Genomic DNA, 19,609 nt, shown 5'->3' with positions numbered 1-19,609 from the left:
TTTCAAATCTTAACGGACGGGAGATTGATTAAATGGAAAAATTAGATAAAGATTTGCTGGCAATACAAGTAACCAGAGACATCATAACAAAGGCAAAAAAAGCTCAAGAAAAAATACAAGCGTTTTCTCAAGAAAAAATAGATGCTATTGTAAAAAACATGGTGGAGGCAGCAGAAAGAGAAGCTGTAAAATTAGCTAAATTAGCAAATGAAGAGACGGGTTTTGGTAATTGGGAAGATAAGGTACTGAAAAATACCTTTGCCAGCAGAACCCTCTACAACTATATTAAAGATATAAAAACCGTTGGCATCATCAATAGAGATGAAAAAAACAAAGTAGTAGATATAGCGGTACCTGTAGGTGTTATAGCAGCACTTATTCCTTCAACAAACCCCACATCAACAACCATATATAAAGCAATCATTGCATTAAAGGCAGGAAATGCTATTGTATTTTCACCCCATCCAAGTGCTAAAAACTGTATTCTAGAAACAGTAAAGATATTAAAGGACGCTGCTATAGAAGCTGGGGCGCCTGAAGATAGCATAGGATGTCTGCCCTTTCCTTCAGTAGAAGGCACCAATGAACTCATGAAGCATAAGGATACTGCTTTAATCCTAGCAACTGGTGGAGAAGCTATGGTGAAAGCTGCCTATAGCTCAGGAACACCAGCCATAGGAGTAGGACCAGGAAACGGCCCAGCATTTATAGAAAAATCAGCGGATATTGCACTAGCAGTCAAGCGAATTATAGATAGTAAAACCTTTGATCATGGGGTAATCTGTGCTTCTGAGCAATCTATTGTCGTTGAATCCTGTATGAAGGAGCAGGTAGTTGCAGAACTAAAGAGACAGAAGGCTTATTTCCTGAATGAAGAAGAATCCCTAAAATTAGGGAAATATATCTTACGAGAAAACGGCACCATGAATCCTCAAATCGTAGGTAAATCTGTAGAGGTACTAGCTGAACTTGCAGGATTAAGTATTCCATCAGGAACAAAATTATTAATATCAGAACAAACAACCGTTGGAAAAAACAATCCTTATTCAAGAGAAAAGCTTGCACCTATTCTTGCATTCTATAGCGAGGAAAATTGGGAAAAGGCATGTGACCGATGCATAGAACTACTAATGAATGAAGGAAAAGGCCATACCCTTATCCTCCACTCAAATAATGAAGCGCTAATTCAAGAATTTGCCCTTAAAAAACCAGTATCAAGAATATTGATAAACACACCAGGGGCTCTTGGAGGTATAGGAGGAACAACCAATATTGTACCGGCATTGACCCTAGGTTGCGGCGCTGTAGGGGGTAGTGCAACTTCAGACAACGTTGGACCTATGAACCTATTGAATATAAGAAAATTAGCTTATGGTACCAGAGAACTGGAAGATTTAAAAGGAGCACAACCTACTACAAGTGAAGGGATAGACCTATCAGAAGAGTATGTTGAAAGCCTTATCAAGAGCATTATGGAAAAAATGAATATCTAGCAAGGATTACAAATACAGCCCTTGCTAGAACTTTGATCTTAAAAAATATTTGTAAAAAGGGGCTTAACCTATGTTTCTAGCAAAAGTAATTGGCAGAGTTGTATCGACACAAAAAAATCAAAATCTGGTTGGAGCTAAACTTTTACTGGTTAGATCTATAGATGAGAAGGGAAACAGCATAAAGGATAATGTTTTTGTTGCAGTGGATACAGTAGGAGCTGGTTCTGGGGAAATTGTTTTAATAGACTGGGGAAGCTCAGCCTATGAAGATATAAGAATTTCTTCTGATATGGCTATCGTTGGTATTATAGATTCGGTTGAGATAGATATTGAATAGTACTTTAAATAAACCAATGCTCCCATTGATTTTATCATTGTATAAATTATTGATGAGAATATTTCTTGTAGGGGGATAGAAATGACGGATAGATGGATAGACAAGATTAAAGAAAGTGGTATTGTTGGTGCCGGTGGAGCTGGTTTTCCAACACATATAAAGTTATCTGCCACTGCTGAATATATCATTGTAAATGCAGCTGAGTGTGAACCACTTATAAAAGTGGACCAGCAATTACTTGAACACTATACTGAGGAAATTGCTGAGGCACTAAATATTGTCCTGCAAAAGACAGAAGCAAAGAAGGCATTTATCGCTATTAAAAGGAAGCATATGGAGGTAATAAAGAAAATCAATCAAGTCTTATCTAAATATGACAAGATTGAAGTTTTTGAACTAGATGATATTTATCCTGCAGGAGATGAACAGGTAACTGTATATGAAGTATTAAAGAAAGTCGTGCCGCAGGGAGGCATCCCTTTCAACGTTGGTTGTATTGTATGCAACGTTGAAACCGTCCTCAATGTGTTTCATGCAATGAAGGGATATCCTGTGATTTATAAGTATGTAACCGTAACTGGAGAGGTGCCAAATCCCTTTACCTATAAGCTCCCTATAGGAATCAGCTATAGAGAAGTATTAAAAATATGTGGCGTTGAAAACCTTGAAGGAAAGGTGGCTATTGATGGTGGCCCTATGATGGGGAACATTGTTGCTGATTTTGATAAGCCTATTACCAAAACAACAAAGGCCATTATTCTTCTAGATAAAGATCATACATTGATTAAGAAAAAAAGTATGACTATCAAACAAACAGTCAAACAGTCAAAAATTGCTTGTATACAATGTACTAGATGTACAGCCCTATGCCCTCGAAGTTTATTAGGACATGATGTGAAGCCTCATATCATTATGAGAACCATTAATTATGGACTTTCAAATATGGAGGGATTTAAAACAGCTGTAGGCTGTTCAGAGTGTGGGGCTTGTGAACTATATGCATGCCCAAATGGGCTATCTCCAAGAAAAGTAAATGGCATGATAAAACAGGAATTTATGAAGGCAGGCATAAAAGTAGATCATAAAGGCAAAATCTATGAGGCATCACCCTATAGAGAATATAGAAGTATTCCTGTGAAAAGACTGGTTCAAAGGCTTGGCATCAAGCAATATGATCTTGCTTCACCCCTCATAGAAAATCAGTATGCACCCAAAAAAGTAGTCCTACCCTTGAAGCAGCATGTAGGCGCACCAGCTACAGCTATTGTTGAGGAAGGTAGCAGCGTAAAAGCAGGAGATTTAATCGCTAAAATTGCTGAGGATAAGCTAGGGGCAAATATTCATGCCAGTATTTCAGGTATCATTACGCAGGTGGCTTCTGATGCAATCACCATTGAAGTTGAAGAATAGGGGGGATGATATGATAAGAGCAATAGGAATGGTTGAATTTAATAGTATTGCAAAGGGAATAGAAGTAGCAGATCATATGCTGAAGGCAGCCAATGTTGAAGTAACAATTTCTACACCAACCTGCCCTGGAAAATATATAACCCTTATCCATGGGAATGTAACAGATGTAGAAAATTCAATTAGAAGTGCTAAAGATTTAGGTGGCGAATTTCTTGTAGACGATCTCATTATTCCCAATGTAGATGAGCAAATTTTTCCCGCGATTACAGGGAGTACAAATATAGATACGATTAAGGCTATTGGCGTTATAGAAAGTTTTGCTATAGCTTCATTGATTCTTGCAGCAGATGCTTGTGTAAAGGCATCAGGGGTTTCCCTTTTAGAGATACGACTAGGTTCAGGCATTGGGGGAAAATCCTATGTAATCATGACGGGAGATATTGCAGAGGTGGAAGCATCCATTGAAGCAGGCATCCATGTGATAAAAGAAAGTGGAAATATAGTGAATCATATTGTGATTGCTTCTCCTCATACAGATCTAAAAAAAATATTGCTATAAACACAAATAATAGCCTTTATTTTATTTAAATTTATCCTTTGGTGTAGTGCTAAAATTCTCACTTCTGTAAAGGGGGGATCAAGCACGACATCCTCGAAGTAAATTGAACTACAATTTCTAACTTACTTGACAATGAGACATAACTATGTTAAATTTAGAACGTGAACCAAATAACGAACTTCGTTCTTAAATAAGTACAATATAAACTTACTTAGAAAATTGCATTATGTTATGTCGTTTCAAAAATTGTTATAGGTTTTATAGTAATCATATACTATAATTTATATTTTATATTTTCATAACAACCAATAATTACAACATGGAAAGGGGAAATATTGATGAGTATTTATTATGTTCCACCAGTTAACTTAATTGGAAGAGGTTGTCTTGCAGAATTGAAGGAGCCTGTTAAAGCTTTAGGTACAAAAAAGGCATTTATTGTGAGTGATAAATTTCTAGTTTCTAATGGAACTGTTAAGAAGGTAACGGATTTACTAGATGAAATCAATCTACCTTATGTTATCTATGATGATGTTAAACCGAATCCTACAGTTACTAATGTTAATGATGGTTTAGCTGTACTTAAAAAAGAAAATTGTGATTTTGTTATTACTGTTGGTGGAGGCTCACCACAGGATTGTGGAAAAGCAATTTCAATTCTTGCTACAAATGGTGGCGATACAAGAGACTATGAAGGTGTAAATAAAACTACAGAAAAATGTCTTCCAATCGTCGCTATTACAACAACTGCAGGTACTTCAGCAGAAGTTACCATCAACTACGTTATCACAGATGAAGAACGTTATGTAAAAATGATTATGGTAGACACAAACTCACTTGCTTCAATTACAGTAAATGATCCAGAGCTTATGTTAGGTAAACCAGCAGCATTAACTGCTGCAACAGGTATGGATGCTTTAACACATGCTGTTGAAGCAGTAGTGGCTAAGGGTGCATATGATGTGACAGATTCAACAGCCTTATATGCCATTAAACAGGTTTTTGAATTCCTTCCAAGAGCAGTGAAGGATGGTAATGATGCTGAAGCAAGAGAGCAGATGGGTTATGCTTGTTTCCTAAATGGTATTGCCTTCAGTAATGCAGGATTAGGTAATGTGCACGCTATGGCACACCAATTAGGTGGGTTATATGATCTACCTCACGGTGTATGTAATGCTATGCTTCTTCCTATTGTTCAAGAAGAAAATGCAAAAGGGGCTCCTGAAAAATTCCGTGCCATTGCTGAAGTAATTGGTATGAATGTTGCCGACAAAACTGATCAAGAATGTGTTGATTTTGTAATAAGCAAAATGAAAGCTCTTGCAGAAGAAGTGGGTATACCAAAATCTTTAAAAGAAGTTGGCGTTGATAATCCTGATTTTGAGAAACTTGCTGAAAATGCTATGAATGATGCGTGCGCAGGTGCAAATCCAGTATACTTTGACAAAGAAAAATTAATAGAATTATTTAAGAAAATTGCTTAATTTTTATAATCTAGTTTAAGTTTTTTTAAATGAAAAAACCCCTCCCTGAGGGGTTTTTTGCTGTTGCTATCTATCTATATTAAATTAAGGGTCTATAAATCTTCATTGTATTTTAAATTATTACTTTGGAACAATAAAGTTATCATTTAATATAACTTATGGGAGGCTCTGGATTTTATGGAATATTTGAAGCTAACTTTTAGAATTATTTTTATAATGGGTTTGTTATTAATCCTTATACTAATGACCGGCAGGAGAAAAATCGGTGAGCTTCCGGTATTTGACTTTTTAACCATTATTATATTAGGTAATGTGGTGGGCGCAGATATTGCTGATCCTAAGATCCCCCATTTACCAACAGCCTATGCTATAGTATTGTTGATTAGCATCCAATATTTTATAAGTCATTTTACGGTGAAAAACCGAAAATTTGGCGGCAAGGTTACTTTTGAACCAATTGTAATTTTGCAGAATGGAAAATTTATTAAATCAAATATGAAGAAAGTAAGGTATTCTATTGAAAATGTCTTAATGTTCTTAAGAGAAAAAGGGATTTTTGATATTAATGAGGTTGAATTTGCTATTGTAGAGGATAGTGGAAATATCAGTGTAATGAAAAAATCAGAATTTCAACCACTAACACCCAATGATATGAAAATTACTACAAAATATAAAGGTCTGACGATTCCACTTATCATAGATGGGAGGGTTTATGAAGAAAACTTACAAAAACTTGGCTTAAATAAAATATGGTTACTAGAAGAATTAAAAAGAAATGGTATAAACGGTTTTGATGAGGCCTTTTATGTAGATATTAATACAGAAGGGAGGCTATGCATATCTAAAATGGCTGAAACTAGCATTTTCAGAAAGAATTTTATTATTTAGTAAAAAACTTAAAGCATCTATTGAATTTTCACCGCTATATTAAATTGCACCACAGTCCAAACTACTTAAAAAAGTTCAGCTTTATTCCTGAACTTTTTTATTTTCTTCAATAGAAGTAATTGTTTTTCCTGCAGGGAGATTTAGCATTCTGCTTTTAGGTTCATATATTTTTTGGGCAGCATAGATACCGTGATGCCCTGAAAATATGAAACTGATTAAACAAGCCATAAAGAAATAGGTGATCCCTTTTCCTTCAAACATTTCCATGCTCAGAAGAAAAGCAGAAATCGGTGTATTGGCTGCTCCACAAAACACAGCAACCATGCCTATAGCAGCAAGAAAAGAGGGCGGAAAGCCCACTACAGGAGCTAAAGTATTTCCTAGTGTTGCTCCCATAAAAAAAAGAGGAATAACTTCTCCACCACGAAAACCAGTTCCCATTGTAATGGCAGTAAATATGATTTTGGCTAAGAATGCAAAGGTGGGAACTTGTCCCTCAAAGGCTCTTTTAACCATTGGCAAGCCACGACCAAGATAATCTCTAGAGCCTATTAAATAGGTTAAGGCTATAATAACAACCCCTCCAACAAAGGCTCTAGTCATAAGATTTTTTAAGTATGTATCAGAAATAGTTTTTATCTCATGTCTTAACTGACTATATAAAACACTAATAAAGCTGAAAACAATTGATAAACCCATAATTTTTATAAGGTTCATTGTATTAATATCGGGGACAGTTTTTATAATAAAATGATCGTGATGAATTCCCCATGCAGTTGCTGCATAATGGCCCATAAAGCTAGCAACAAAGCAAGGAATCAGAGCTTCATACTTGGTTTTGCCTATGACGATAGCCTCCATGCCAAAAATTGTTCCTGCTATAGGTGTTCCAAAAGCAGAGCCAAAACCACCGCTTACTCCACTAATAATGAGAATTCTACGATCTATTTTATCGATCTTAAATAGACGATTTACTGCTTCAGATATGCTTGCACCCATCTGTATAGCTGCACCTTCTCTGCCTGTTGACCCGCCAAATAGATGGGTGATAAAGGTACATAAGAAAACAATAGGTCCCATCCTTAGAAGAATCTCTCCCTGCCCGTGATGAATATGTTCTAAAACTAAGTCGTTTCCTTTACGAGAACCTTTACCATAATACATATAAATATAACCTATCACAATACCACCTATAGGGAGGAAAAATAACAAAATTGGATTAGCTTCCCGCGACTCTGTAAGAAAATCATTAAAATTGATTAGCAAAGCCGATGTGGAACCCACAATGGCACCAACGATACTTCCCCAAAGCACCCATTTGGTAAGCGTCGCAACAAATGTCATATGCCTATGCTTTACAGTAGGATTAAAAAATTTATTCCTTAAGGTTCTCATAGTGATAGTTCTCCTTTGTTAGAAAATAAGCTTGAAAATTAATTTTTCTTATTTAATTCATTATTTTGGCTTAGATATTCCAATCTTCCACTGAGAAACTCCATATGTTTTTCGAGGTCAGCCTTCATACTGTTAAACATCTGCTTTGCCTGCTGGTCTTCGGTGGAATGCGCCATCATAGCATAACTTCCTTTTATAGCTTCACAATATGCCATAGCTTTTTCTAAGTCACTTTGAACCGTCATGCCAGTCACCTCTCTTTCACCAAAGTTAGTTTAACCAAAGTTATATTTTAAAATTCCAATGGGCGTCTATGTGATAAAGAATTAGGAGAAAGGGAAATAACTGGAAAAGATATTTTAACCCAATTATAGGATATTATAGGATCATTTTAAAAGAATTAAAAGAAGCATCATCTTTACTTGTATTCCTATGATTTTTAAATTGAAGGGGGGTCATTTTCGTAAGTTTTTTAAAAGTCATATTATAATAATTTTGATTATTGTAGCCTACGGAAATAGCAACATCCAAGATAGATTGATCTCCCTTCAATAGCAGAATTTTGCTTTTCTCAATTCGAATTTCATTTAATACCTGCGTAAAGGTTTTGTTGGTCTCTTTTTTTAAAATAGAACAAAAATAACACTTGCTAATGCCAAGATATTCTGCCACACAACTTACATTTAAAGGAGCATTATATTTAGCATCCATATAATCCAGGGCTTTTTTTACATACAAGCTATAGGTATTTAACTTTTTTTGTCTGATAAAATCACTGTCCCCTGCAATATTCCGTAATAAAGAAATGAGATGGGGAATACAGCCCTCCGGTTTATATACAATTTCTTTATTCTGTCCAGGATAAATGCTATAGGGTCCAATAATATAGACGCCCCTATGAATATTCTTAGGGCAAATATAAAAAACCGTAAAATTTATAGCCTCAAAAGAAAGGGTTAGGGTGGCAGTACTGTCTTTTGTACATAGTTCTTCTTCGATTTTTTCAAAAATATTTTGGTACCCGTAAATATCCTCTAGTCTTTTATTATATCCTACAGTATGTAACAACTCTCCCTCATAGGTAAGGGCTTTCATTGGTATATGGGTACATAAAAAAAATTTCTTCATAGTATCAAAAATATGTCTCTTGCCTGAAGCACTATAAACCATCTCCAATAATATTTCAACTCCTTTTTAAAAATACAGAAATATAGTTATAAAAATAGAAATATACTTAAGAACAATTCTCTTTTAATTGGTATTATTAATGAGAAAGAAAATCAAGTTCAAATGATATGATTTATTATAACAATGGAGTCAAGGGGGTGTCAAATAGAATACTTCATTATTCTAGTAAGGAGGCGACATGAAAAAAAGATATTTAGTTTCTGTGTTGATCATATTATCTATTTCTTCTATTTTTATAGGGGTAAAAAATATTCATTTCTTAGATATCCTATATTTTAATGAAGAAAAAATCCAAATATTAGTACTGAGTCGATTTCCTCGGCTTATTAGTATTATCGTAGCTGGGATGAGCATGGGTATAAGTGGTTTGATTATGCAACAAATTACCCGAAATAAATTTGTATCTCCAACAACTGCTGCAACAGTGGATAGTGCTAGGTTAGGAATTTTGGTTTCTCTTTTACTCTATTCCTCTGCCAGCAGCTTTCAAAAAATGCTAATTTCCTTTGGATTTGCCTTGGCGGGAACCTTTCTGTTTGTGAAAATCCTAAAAAAAGTAAGGTTTAAAAATGAGATTTTTATACCGCTTATTGGTATTATGTTAGGTAATATTATAGATGCCATTACCACTTTTTTTGCTTATAGGTACGATCTTGTGCAAAATATTTCCTCTTGGTTGCAGGGAGATTTTTCTATGGTAATCAAAGGAAGGTATGAACTTTTATATTTCAGTATCCCCCTTACCATTCTTGCTTATTTATATGCGAATCAATTTACAGTAGCGGGGATGGGAGAGGCGTTTTCTGCAAATTTAGGGTTAAACTACAACAAGGTTGTGAACTTAGGTTTGATGATTGTAGCCTTATCAACTTCCCTTGTGGTAATTACTGTTGGACGAATCCCCTTTTTAGGGTTGATCATTCCAAACATCGTAACAATCTATCAAGGAGATCATTTAAAAAAGAATCTTGTTCCTACTGCTTTGCTTGGTGCAGTATTTCTACTTTTCTGTGATATTCTTGGACGTATCATTATTTATCCCTACGAGGTTTCTATCGGACTTACAGTAGGTATATTAGGAAGTCTAATATTTCTCTATCTACTGATAAGGGGGAGTAAAGGATGAGTTATAAAAAAAAGATAGGTTTACTAACGCTTTTATCGGTTGTGCTGATTGTACTCTTTCTATCAATCGGTCTCAATGCAAACAACTGGAATTATGCGCTCTCTAGGCGAATACCAAAAATCATAGCCATTGTATTGACAGGGTCAATCATTGCTTTTTCCTCTATGGTTTTTCAAACTATTACCAATAACCGTATATTGACCCCTAGTGTTTTAGGATTAGATGCCCTGTATATGTTCATACAAACCTTAGTTGTTTTCATATTTGCAGGTAGCAGCTTAACCGTGGTAAGCAGACATACAAACTTTTTATTATCTGTTGCATTAATGATTGCTTTTTCAAGCATTCTTTATAAGTTTATATTTAAAAAGGAACAGCAGAACATTTACTTTCTATTGTTGGTAGGATTAATCTTTAGCACATTGTTTCAAAGTTTATCTTCTTTCATGCAGATGTTAATCGACCCCAATGAATTTGGCGTTGTCCAAAGTAGAATGTTTGCTAGCTTCAATAATGTAAATACAGATTTACTACTTATAGCTGTAATCATGGTTTTATCTATAGGGATTTACATCTATCCCCATAGGAAGATACTAGACGTTTTATCTTTGGGTCGAGAAGAAGCTATCAATCTAGGGGTAGACTATGATAAATCTGTTAAGAGAATCTTAATCGTGGTTATTATTATGGTATCTGTAGCAACCGCCTTAGTTGGACCGATTACCTTCTTAGGCCTATTGGTAGTAAATCTTGCTAGAGAGCTGTTGAATACTTACCAGCATAAATATTTGATTATTACCTCCATCTTAATGAGTAGCATTGCCTTAGTTGGAGGGCAGCTGGTTATTGAGAGGGTTTTAAATTTCAAAACACCCTTAAGTGTTATCATTAACCTTGTGGGAGGATTATATTTTATATACCTGTTGTTAAAGGAGAATAAAGCATGATAGAGATAAAGAATATCGTAAAAAAATATGGTGACAAAACAGTAGTAGATAATGTATCGCTCAAGATACCCAGTAAAAAAATCACCTCTTTTATTGGTCCTAATGGCGCTGGAAAAAGCACCTTGTTGTCTATCATGAGCCGTTTGAACAAGAAAGATGCTGGGAAAGTCTTGATCGAAGGTAAAGAGATAGAGACATGGGAAAATAATGCACTTTCTAAAAAGATATCTATATTAAAGCAATCAAACCACATCAACATACGCCTAACCATAAAAGAACTGGTGAGTTTTGGGCGCTTTCCCTATTCTCAAGGAAATTTGACGCAGGAGGATTGGGAACATATTGATAGGGCCATAGCCTATATGAAGCTGGAGGACATACAAGATAAACATCTAGATCAGTTGAGTGGAGGTCAAAGACAAAGGGCTTACATCGCAATGGTGATTGCTCAAAATACAGAGTACATTCTTTTGGATGAACCATTGAACAATTTAGATATGAAACATGCTGTAGAAATTATGAAGATTTTAAAATGGCTGGTGAAAACCTTGGGTAAAACCATTGTTTTAGTGATCCATGATATCAATTTTGCCTCCTGCTACTCTGACCATATTGTCGCCTTGAGTAATGGTAAGGTAGTTAGCGAAGGTAGCACAGAACGTATTATTGATGAAGAAATTCTTGGAGGAATATATGATATGGATTTTAAAATAGAAAATATTAATAATCAAAAGATCTGCGTCTATTTCTAATAAAAAATTTAAAAACAGGAAGGTGAAGTAAATGTTTAAAATGTTCAAAAAGAAAGGGTTTGTTTTATCGGTATTACTATTTATGATTTCTGTTGTGGGACTCACTGCTTGCAGTTCTGCGGGAAATACAGGATCTCAAGAATCTAGTAAAGAAACTGTTGAAGCAGAGGTGCTTACGATTACTCATGAATTAGGTGAGACTACTTTAGAAAAAAACCCTCAAAAAGTAATTGTCTTTGACTATGCAACATTAGATACTTTAAATCAAATGGGGGTAGAAGTAATGGGATTACCTAAATCTAATATTCCCCAATACCTAGAAAAATACAATGATTCTCAATACGCTGATGTAGGAACCTTGTTTGAACCAAACTATGAAAAAATTTATGAACTTCAACCAGATTTAATATTCATCTCTGGTAGACAAGCAGACTTATATGAAGAATTTGAAAAAATCGCTCCAACTGTATATCTTACTATAGACACCCAGGATTATATTGGGTCTTTTGGTAAAAACCTAACAACATTAGGAGAAATTTTTGAAAAAGAAGACTTTGTACAGAATCAATCGCAGAAGATTCAAGAGAAAATTACTAAATTAAATCAAGAAGTAATCGCATCTGAAAAGAAAGCATTAGTGATCATGGCAAATGATGGTGCCCTAAACGCTTATGGAAAAGGTTCAAGATTCAATATCATACACAATGAGTTTGGCTTTGCTGCAGCAGATGAAAATATCGAAGTAGCTAATCATGGTCAAAGTATTTCCTTTGAGTATATCGTGGAAAAAAATCCTGAAATTATCTTCGTGATTGACAGAGCAGCAGTTACAGGGGGAACCACAGGGGCAGAACAAGTGTTAGACAATGATTTAGTGAAAATGACAGATGCCTATAAAAATGATGCCATTCATTACTTAAGTTCCCATATTTGGTATGTAGCATCCGGTGGGCTTGAGGGAACAAATATTATGATAGAAGAAGCTCAGGCGGCTATTCAGTAAAAAAACTTAAACAACCCTGTCTTGGTTAAAAAGGAGTAAACTTTATAGGAATTTCCTATGGGTTTGCTCCTTTTTCATACCTTTAAATAATCTAGAAATATAAGACTTTATATGATATATTAAAATATTATACGTTTGTCAACTTGTTGAGAGGAGGTAACTAGCATGGGACGAATTTGTTTTATTGCTCCATACGAAGAAATTTTTCAATTAGCACAACAAGTCAAAGAAGAATCAGCATTTAACTTTATGCTTAAAAAAGGTAATTTAGAAGAAGGTATTCAGCCTGCAATAGAGGCAGAAAAACAAGGTGCTCAAGTTATTATTAGTCGAGGCGGCACTGCCTCATTTATAAAGCAAAATGTTCATATACCAGTGGTAGAAATCAAAGTAACTGGTTATGATATATTAAAAAGCCTGTATCCCTATAGAAATACTCATTCTGCCATCGGAATTGTTGGTTACCGAAATGTGGTAAATGGCTGTCTTACAATAAGTGAAATTTTAAATATACCTATTAAAGAAGTGATTATCCCCAATGACGAAGAAGGAATAGATTGGACCTTGGTTCAACAGGAGGTAGCTGAATTAATTAGAAAGTATGACATTCATGTGATTGTTGGAGACACTACTGTAATAAGCAAGCTGCCATCATTAGAAATCGATGTAAACTTAATTACCTCCGGGAAAGAAGCAGTAACACAAGCTATTGAGGAAGCCTTGCATATTCTTCAGGTAAGAGAAGTGGAAAAAGAAAAGGGAAAAAGATTTAAAGCAGTATTAGATTTCGTTAACGATGGTGTAGTGGCTACCGATGAAAATGGTATTATTACAGTTATCAACCCTGCTGCAGAAGACATATTTAATGTTAAAAGAGAAGAAGTTGTTGGCTGTCCAGTAAAAGAAATTATCCCAAATACTGAAATCATGAAGGTACTGGAGAGTAAAAGCGCTGATATTCAAAAACTACAAAAAGTATCTGATGATTATATTATGACCAACCGTATACCCATTGTTGTCGATAGCTTAATTAAAGGAGTTGTTGCCACCTTTCAAGATGTTTCTACTATACAGGGTGCAGAACAAAAAATCCGTCAAAATCTATATACAAAAGGCCTTATAACCAGGTATAGCTTTCAAGACTTTTTAACCAAAAATCAAAAGATGAAGAGATTGATAGACATTGCTAAGGGTTTTGCTAAAACTCATGCCACCGTACTTATTGAAGGAGAAAGTGGTACAGGAAAAGAAATGTTTGCCCAAAGTATTCATGCTTTAAGCCCCCGCAAAGAAGGTCCTTTTGTAGCAGTCAATTGCGCTGCTCTGCCTTCTCAACTATTGGAAAGTGAATTATTTGGCTATGTAGAGGGGGCTTTTACTGGTGCTAAAAAAGGTGGAAAAATTGGACTTTTTGAATTAGCGCATAATGGGACGATTTTCCTTGATGAAATAGGCGAAATGGATAAAAGTCTTCAGGCAAGATTGTTAAGAGTGCTTGAAGAAAAGCAGGTAATGCGATTAGGTTCCGATAAAGTGATCCCAGTAGATATTAGAATCATAGCCGCTACTAATGCTGACCTCAAAGATCAAATCAAACAGGATGCATTTCGTATGGATTTATATTATCGGCTTAATGTTTTGAAATTACAAACCATCCCCTTGAGAGAAAGAAAGGAAGATGTTGAATATCTAGCTAATTATTTTGTGCGCACCATAAATAAGAATTATGGGCGTCAAGTAGAAAGATTTGCTCTAGAGGTTATGTGCTTCTTGGCAAACTACCATTGGCCAGGTAATATACGAGAATTAAAAAATATCGTTGAAAGATTAATTCTATCCTCTACAAAAGATTATGTTACATTAGATGACGCTGAGTTCTTAATTGAAGAACTAAAAGAAGACTTTACAGAGAAAGCTACAAAAGATCATATTAATCTGTTAGAAGGCACACTGCAGGAGATAAAAAGAAGCGTTATTTTAAAAGTATTAGAGCAAGAAAATTACAACAAAAGCCGTACCGCTAGACGTCTGGGAATTGACCGTTCTACCGTTGAAAAATATCTAAGTTGATGTATTTTGCCGCAATATTGTTGAAAAAAACCACATTTCTATGTGGTTTCTTTTTTTTGAATATTCTAGAAGGCTTTGTAAATTTAATAATAAAAAGATTTCTTTTAGTTGGCATGAGTTTTGCAATATAAGTTTTTGTGATAATTAATTAATATATTTTAAGGAGGATGCTGCAATATGGTAAAACAGGCTGTTGTCATTAAAGAAAATGACAGTGTAGCTACGGCTACCGTCGACTTAAAGAAAGGCACTAAGGTAAGTATGTATATTGGAGAAAAGGAGCTCGATATTATCATTAATGATGATATTCCTTTTGGTCACAAACTAGCTATCAAGGAGGTCGCAATAGGCGAACATGTTTTTAAGTATAGCGAGTCAATAGGTAAAGCTACAAAAGATATTAAGATTGGTGATCATGTGCATATTCACAATGTCGAAAGTGCCCGTGGTCGTGGCGACTTAGCTAGTGAATAATAATTTTTTAGGAGGTGTCGATGATGAAATTTTATGGTTATAAACGTGCAGATGGTAAAGTTGGTATTCGTAATTATGTATTGTTATTACCCACCAGTGTTTGTGCAACGCAAGTAGCAACAGAGATTGCTAATAAAGTAGAAGGCTGTACAGTGGTGAATAATCAATTTGGTTGCTGTCAAGTTGCTGGTGATGCAAAACTAACCTATAAGACGATTGTTAATGTGGGTAAACACCCTAATGCTGGTGCAGTTATCGTTGTTGGTTTAGGATGTGAAGGTGTTGAGCCCCATAAGGTAGCAGAAGATCTGAAAGATACTGGTAAACCTATTTCTACAGTTGTTATTCAAGAGGAAGGCGGCACTTTAGGTGCATTTGCTAAAGGCTGTGAAATCGCCCGCGAATATGGCCAACTTCTCTCCCAACAAATGAAAGAAGAATTCGATGTCAGCCAACTGATTTTGGGTATTGAATGTGGTGGTTCTGATACAACTTCCGGATTGGCTTCTAATCCAGCCTGTGGAGTGGCTTCTGATATTCTTATAGAAAATGGCGGTACTTCCATGCTCTCTGAAACCACTGAACTAATTGGTGCAGAGCATGTTTTAGCTCGTCGTGCTGTAAATGAAGAAGTTGCAAACAAATTATTAAAACTTGTGAAAGATTGTGAAGAGCGAGCTAAAGCTCTAGGCGAAGACATACGTGGTGGACAGCCTACACCAGGTAATATTGCAGGGGGATTAACCTCTATTGAAGAAAAGTCTTTAGGCTGTATGCATAAAGCTGGCTCTGCCCCTGTACAAGATGTTCTAGCCTATGCAGATATTCCTGTAAAAAAAGGTTTACATGTAATGGATACGCCTGGACAAGATATTGAATCTATCTCAGGAATGGTGGCAGGTGGTTCACAAATCATCATTTTTACTACTGGAAGAGGCACACCAACCGGAAATCCTTTGGCACCGGTAATTAAAATCACTGGAAACAGCAATACTTTTGAAAAAATGAAAGCAAATATTGATATTAATGCTGGTGAAATCATATTAGGTACTAAGACTATTAGTGAGGTTGGTCAAGAAATTTTTGATGAAATTATTAAAGTTGCAAATGGTAAAAATACCAAGGCAGAACAGCTTGGCCATAAAGAGTTTTCTATTTACAAAAGTGCACCAACATTCTAATAAGATTTTCTTATTAGGTATTAGGGCTCAAATACTTGAGCCCTAATCATTCCATACTTGTGAAAACGAATGCTTAATCATCAGATTATATTCTAAAGGGGGTTAACCAATGAAAATAAAGAGGTTTATAGAAAAAGTTCCAGGAGGTTTAATGGTATTACCACTTCTTCTGGGGGCAATCATCAATACGCTTTGGCCTGAACTTCTTGAAATTGGGGGGTTCACAACTGCTATCTCTAAAGGAGCTATGCCTATTCTTGGTGTTTTCTTGTTTGTTATGGGTTCACAAATGACGTTTAAAGCTGCACCCAAGGCTTTAAAGAAAGGTTTTAGTATTACTTTAGGCAAATTCCTTGCCGGAGTCATCGTTGGTCTTGCAGTTCAGTTTATTTTTGGAGAAAGAGGATTTCTAGGTCTTGCTCCATTAGCAATTATATCTGCAATGACAAATACCAATGGTGGCCTTTATGCAGCTTTAACCGGTGAATTTGGAGACGAAACAGATGTAGGAGCTATTTCTATTATCTCTATCAATGATGGTCCTTTCTTCACTTTAGTAGCTTTAGGAGCTGCTGGCGTAGCCCAAATTCCATTTATGACATTGGTAGCAGTTGTGCTTCCAATTGTTATCGGTATGATTGTAGGTAATTTAGATGAAGAAATGAGAGAGTTTTTAGGCGCTGGCGGAAACATGTTGATTCCATTTTTCGCCTTTGGATTGGGTACTGGAATCAACTTTAGTATGTTGATTGAGGCTGGTATTCCTGGTGTTATTTTAGGTCTAATGACTGTCGGAATTACTGGGATTGCATGCATCTTATCCGATAGACTTGCCGGCGGTTCTGGTGTTGCTGGAGCAGCAGCAGCTAGTACTGCTGGTAATGCTGTAGCAACACCTTTGGCGGTAGCATTGGCAGATCCCAATTTGCAAGCAGTTGCTGAAATTGCCACTGCTCAAGTTGCAGCCTCCACTATTATTACCGCTTTACTTGTTCCTGTTTTAACCACTTTTGTAGTAAGAAGAATGAAAAATCAAAGTGACTGCAAGGTAGTATAACAAAGTAACTTTCTATGTTAAGGATTATTAATATTTAATTAAAGATACAACCATCTTATCGTTATAATATAAGATGGTTGTTTTTTGCTTACTTGATAAGCTTAGAGAAACCCTTAGAGAAATTCCTAGAATACCTCCGAAACACTTGTTCGATTAAATTGATTTTGATATACTGTTTTTTATATAAGATCATTCGATAAATTACTGAGATTTATGGTATGATGATAGATGGTATTTACAAAAGAAAAGAGGGTGTAAGATGACTACAAAAAAACAACATAATTATGATAATGATAGTCTTTCAACCTTACAGGAAAAAGATAAGGTTCGACTTAGGCCAGGGGTAATCTTTGGTAGTGATGGTATAGAAGGATGCTGCCATACCCTTGTAGAAATTGTAGCAAATGCCAGGGATGAAGCCCAAGAAGGTTTTGGGGATCTGATAGAAGTATTCCGCTATAAGGATAAATCTATAGAGGTAAGGGATCAGGGAAGAGGAATCCCTTTAGAGTATAATACGAAAGAGGAAAAGTATAACTGGGAGATTGTATTTACCATCCTTTATGGCGGTGGAAAATATAATAATAACACTGGAAGCAACTACCAATATAGTATTGGGCTAAATGGCCTTGGTACTGCAGCCACCCAGTTTGCCTCTGAATACATGGATGTAGAAGTCTATCGAGATGGCCATAGATACCAGCTGCATTTTGAAAAGGGAGAGGTTGTTGGTGCGTTAATAAAGGAAAAGTATAATTATCAACACACAGGCACAACCATCAAATGGAAGCCTGACCTAGAGGTATTTAATGATATCGACATCCCTCTAAAATTTTTTCAAGAAGTTCTTAAAAGACAGGCTATCGTAAACAAAGGAATTACGTTTAAACTCTATGATGAAGCAACAGAGGAAACTTTTGTTTATTACTATGAAAATGGCATTATCGATTATGTAAAAGAGGTTAATGAAGAAAAGGGGTTTACTGAACCTCAATATTTTGAATTTGAAACAAAAGGAAGAGATAGGGAAGATAAAGAAGAATATAAACTTAAAATCGAAGTAGCCTTTGTCTTTAATAATGAGCGTACCATGCTTGAATATTATCATAATTCTTCCTTTTTAGAGTATGGTGGAGCGCCAGATAAGGCTGTAGACAGTGGATTTTCTTCTCAAATCCATAGCTTTATAAAAGATAAGAATAAGTACACTAAGAATGAAAAAAGAGTCACCTTTACGGATATTAAAGATAGTTTAATCTTAGTTACCAATACATATTCCACGATCACAAGTTATGAAAATCAGACAAAAAAGGCCATCACCAATAAATTTATTCAAGAAGCTATAACGACTTTTTTAAAGGAAAAACTAGAAATTTATTTTATAGAAAATCAAATGGATTTAGAGAAAATCATTGATCAGATATTAATTAATAAACGAAGTAGAGAAAAGGCAGAGCTGACCAGGATAGATGTTAGAAAAAAATTAAGTAAAGGTGTGGATAATTTCTCTAATAAAGTTAAAAAGTTTGTGGATTGCAGAAGCAAAGATATCGCTAAAAGAGAATTGTTTATCGTAGAAGGAGATTCTGCATTAGGTTCAACAAAAATGGGTAGAGACGCAGAATTTCAAGCGATTATTCCTGTGCGAGGGAAAATCTTAAACTGCTTAAAATCCGATTATGACAAGATATTTAAAAATGACATTATCGTTGACCTCCTCAAGGTATTAGGCTGCGGTGTGGAGATTAAAAACAAACACAGTGACTTGAGCTTTTTTGATATTGAAAAACTCAATTGGAGTAAAGTTATCATTTGTACAGATGCCGATGTAGACGGGTTTCAAATTAGGACTTTAATTCTCACCATGCTATATGTTCTTACCCCTACCTTGATCGAAAAGGGTTATGTCTATATAGCAGAATCACCCTTGTATGAAATTACCGATAGCAAAGGAAATCCATTTTTTGTCTATTCAGAGGGAGAAAAAAATACCCTCTTAAAAAAGCTAAAAAGTAATTATAAAATTCAAAGATCAAAGGGGTTAGGAGAAAATGAACCTGAGATGATGTGGCAAACTACCATGAATCCGGAAACAAGAAGATTGATTCAGGTTACCCCGACAGAAGCACAGGCCACCAAAGAAGCCTTCGAATTGTTCCTGGGAGATAATCTGCTGGGAAGAAAAGAGTTTATTTCAAAATATGGTTCTAAGTATATTGATCAATGTGATGTAATTTAAAAAAAG

At 35.4% G+C, this 19,609-nt stretch carries 18 protein-coding genes; 15 read left to right on the top strand and 3 right to left on the bottom strand.

Annotation, left to right across the window (positions count from 1 at the left end; all coding sequences use genetic code 11):
• Positions 1-32: 32 nt before the first annotated feature.
• The 6 genes from BJL90_RS15485 to BJL90_RS15460 all read left to right on the top strand — a co-directional run bounded on the left by BJL90_RS15485 (position 33) and on the right by BJL90_RS15460 (position 6,171).
• The gene (locus BJL90_RS15485; RefSeq protein WP_070969959.1) at positions 33-1,493 is read left to right on the top strand and encodes an acetaldehyde dehydrogenase (acetylating); all 1,461 of its coding nucleotides are present in this window, start codon (positions 33-35) and stop codon (positions 1,491-1,493) included.
• A gap of 70 nt (positions 1,494-1,563) precedes the next feature.
• The gene (locus tag BJL90_RS15480) at positions 1,564-1,830 is read left to right on the top strand and encodes a EutN/CcmL family microcompartment protein (protein WP_070969956.1); all 267 of its coding nucleotides are present in this window, start codon (positions 1,564-1,566) and stop codon (positions 1,828-1,830) included.
• 81 nt (positions 1,831-1,911) lie between these two features.
• Positions 1,912-3,240, top strand: a complete 1,329-nt coding sequence (locus tag BJL90_RS15475) for a 4Fe-4S dicluster domain-containing protein (RefSeq protein WP_070969953.1) — start codon at positions 1,912-1,914, stop codon at positions 3,238-3,240.
• A gap of 10 nt (positions 3,241-3,250) precedes the next feature.
• The gene (locus BJL90_RS15470) at positions 3,251-3,799 is read left to right on the top strand and encodes a BMC domain-containing protein (protein ID WP_070973313.1); all 549 of its coding nucleotides are present in this window, start codon (positions 3,251-3,253) and stop codon (positions 3,797-3,799) included.
• A gap of 338 nt (positions 3,800-4,137) precedes the next feature.
• Positions 4,138-5,283 carry an iron-containing alcohol dehydrogenase gene (locus BJL90_RS15465; protein ID WP_070969950.1) on the top strand — a complete coding sequence of 382 codons (1,146 nt, stop codon included), beginning with the start codon at positions 4,138-4,140 and terminating at the stop codon, positions 5,281-5,283.
• A gap of 177 nt (positions 5,284-5,460) precedes the next feature.
• Complete coding sequence (locus tag BJL90_RS15460) at positions 5,461-6,171, top strand: DUF421 domain-containing protein (RefSeq protein WP_070969948.1); 711 nt, start codon at positions 5,461-5,463, stop codon at positions 6,169-6,171.
• Positions 6,172-6,252: 81 nt separating this feature from the next.
• On the opposite strand, the gene BJL90_RS15455 is transcribed toward BJL90_RS15460, so the two are convergent.
• The 3 genes from BJL90_RS15455 to BJL90_RS15445 form a co-directional block, all read right to left on the bottom strand.
• A complete protein-coding gene (locus tag BJL90_RS15455) occupies positions 6,253-7,566 on the bottom strand; it encodes a voltage-gated chloride channel family protein (protein WP_070969945.1) in 1,314 nt (437 codons plus the stop codon).
• A 38-nt stretch (positions 7,567-7,604) separates the two neighbouring features.
• Entirely contained in the window at positions 7,605-7,811 is a 207-nt protein-coding gene (locus BJL90_RS15450; protein WP_070969942.1) for a DUF1657 domain-containing protein, read from the bottom strand.
• A 133-nt stretch (positions 7,812-7,944) separates the two neighbouring features.
• Positions 7,945-8,736, bottom strand: coding sequence for a helix-turn-helix transcriptional regulator (locus BJL90_RS15445; RefSeq protein WP_070973311.1), 792 nt, complete (start codon positions 8,734-8,736; stop codon positions 7,945-7,947).
• A gap of 196 nt (positions 8,737-8,932) precedes the next feature.
• On the opposite strand from BJL90_RS15445, the gene BJL90_RS15440 reads away from it, so the two are divergent.
• The 9 genes from BJL90_RS15440 to BJL90_RS15400 all read left to right on the top strand — a co-directional run bounded on the left by BJL90_RS15440 (position 8,933) and on the right by BJL90_RS15400 (position 19,603).
• Positions 8,933-9,880, top strand: coding sequence for an ABC transporter permease (locus BJL90_RS15440; RefSeq protein ID WP_070969939.1), 948 nt, complete (start codon positions 8,933-8,935; stop codon positions 9,878-9,880).
• Positions 9,877-10,827 (top strand): iron chelate uptake ABC transporter family permease subunit, encoded by a 951-nt coding sequence (locus tag BJL90_RS15435; RefSeq protein WP_070969937.1) that lies wholly within the window; start codon positions 9,877-9,879, stop codon positions 10,825-10,827. Before BJL90_RS15440 ends, BJL90_RS15435 begins: the two co-directional genes overlap by 4 nt.
• Positions 10,824-11,579, top strand: a complete 756-nt coding sequence (locus BJL90_RS15430; RefSeq protein ID WP_070969934.1) for an iron ABC transporter ATP-binding protein — start codon at positions 10,824-10,826, stop codon at positions 11,577-11,579. The genes BJL90_RS15435 and BJL90_RS15430 overlap by 4 nt, the downstream gene beginning before the upstream one ends.
• Positions 11,580-11,619: 40 nt before the next feature.
• Positions 11,620-12,582 carry a siderophore ABC transporter substrate-binding protein gene (locus BJL90_RS15425; protein ID WP_070973309.1) on the top strand — a complete coding sequence of 321 codons (963 nt, stop codon included), beginning with the start codon at positions 11,620-11,622 and terminating at the stop codon, positions 12,580-12,582.
• Positions 12,583-12,747: 165 nt separating this feature from the next.
• Entirely contained in the window at positions 12,748-14,652 is a 1,905-nt protein-coding gene (locus tag BJL90_RS15420; protein WP_070969931.1) for a sigma 54-interacting transcriptional regulator, read from the top strand.
• 177 nt (positions 14,653-14,829) lie between these two features.
• Positions 14,830-15,126 carry a UxaA family hydrolase gene (locus tag BJL90_RS15415; RefSeq protein WP_070969928.1) on the top strand — a complete coding sequence of 99 codons (297 nt, stop codon included), beginning with the start codon at positions 14,830-14,832 and terminating at the stop codon, positions 15,124-15,126.
• 23 nt (positions 15,127-15,149) lie between these two features.
• A complete protein-coding gene (locus tag BJL90_RS15410; protein WP_070969925.1) occupies positions 15,150-16,307 on the top strand; it encodes a UxaA family hydrolase in 1,158 nt (385 codons plus the stop codon).
• A 109-nt stretch (positions 16,308-16,416) separates the two neighbouring features.
• A complete protein-coding gene (locus BJL90_RS15405) occupies positions 16,417-17,364 on the top strand; it encodes a 2-keto-3-deoxygluconate permease (RefSeq protein WP_070969921.1) in 948 nt (315 codons plus the stop codon).
• A gap of 259 nt (positions 17,365-17,623) precedes the next feature.
• A complete protein-coding gene (locus BJL90_RS15400; RefSeq protein ID WP_070969918.1) occupies positions 17,624-19,603 on the top strand; it encodes a toprim domain-containing protein in 1,980 nt (659 codons plus the stop codon).
• Positions 19,604-19,609 lie beyond the last annotated feature (6 nt).

It is taken from the genome of Clostridium formicaceticum, from assembly GCF_001854185.1.
GTDB lineage: Bacteria > Bacillota > Clostridia > Peptostreptococcales > Natronincolaceae > Andreesenella > Andreesenella formicacetica.
Note: the sequence above shows the minus strand (reverse complement) of the source record. Positions and strands in the feature narration are given on the sequence as shown.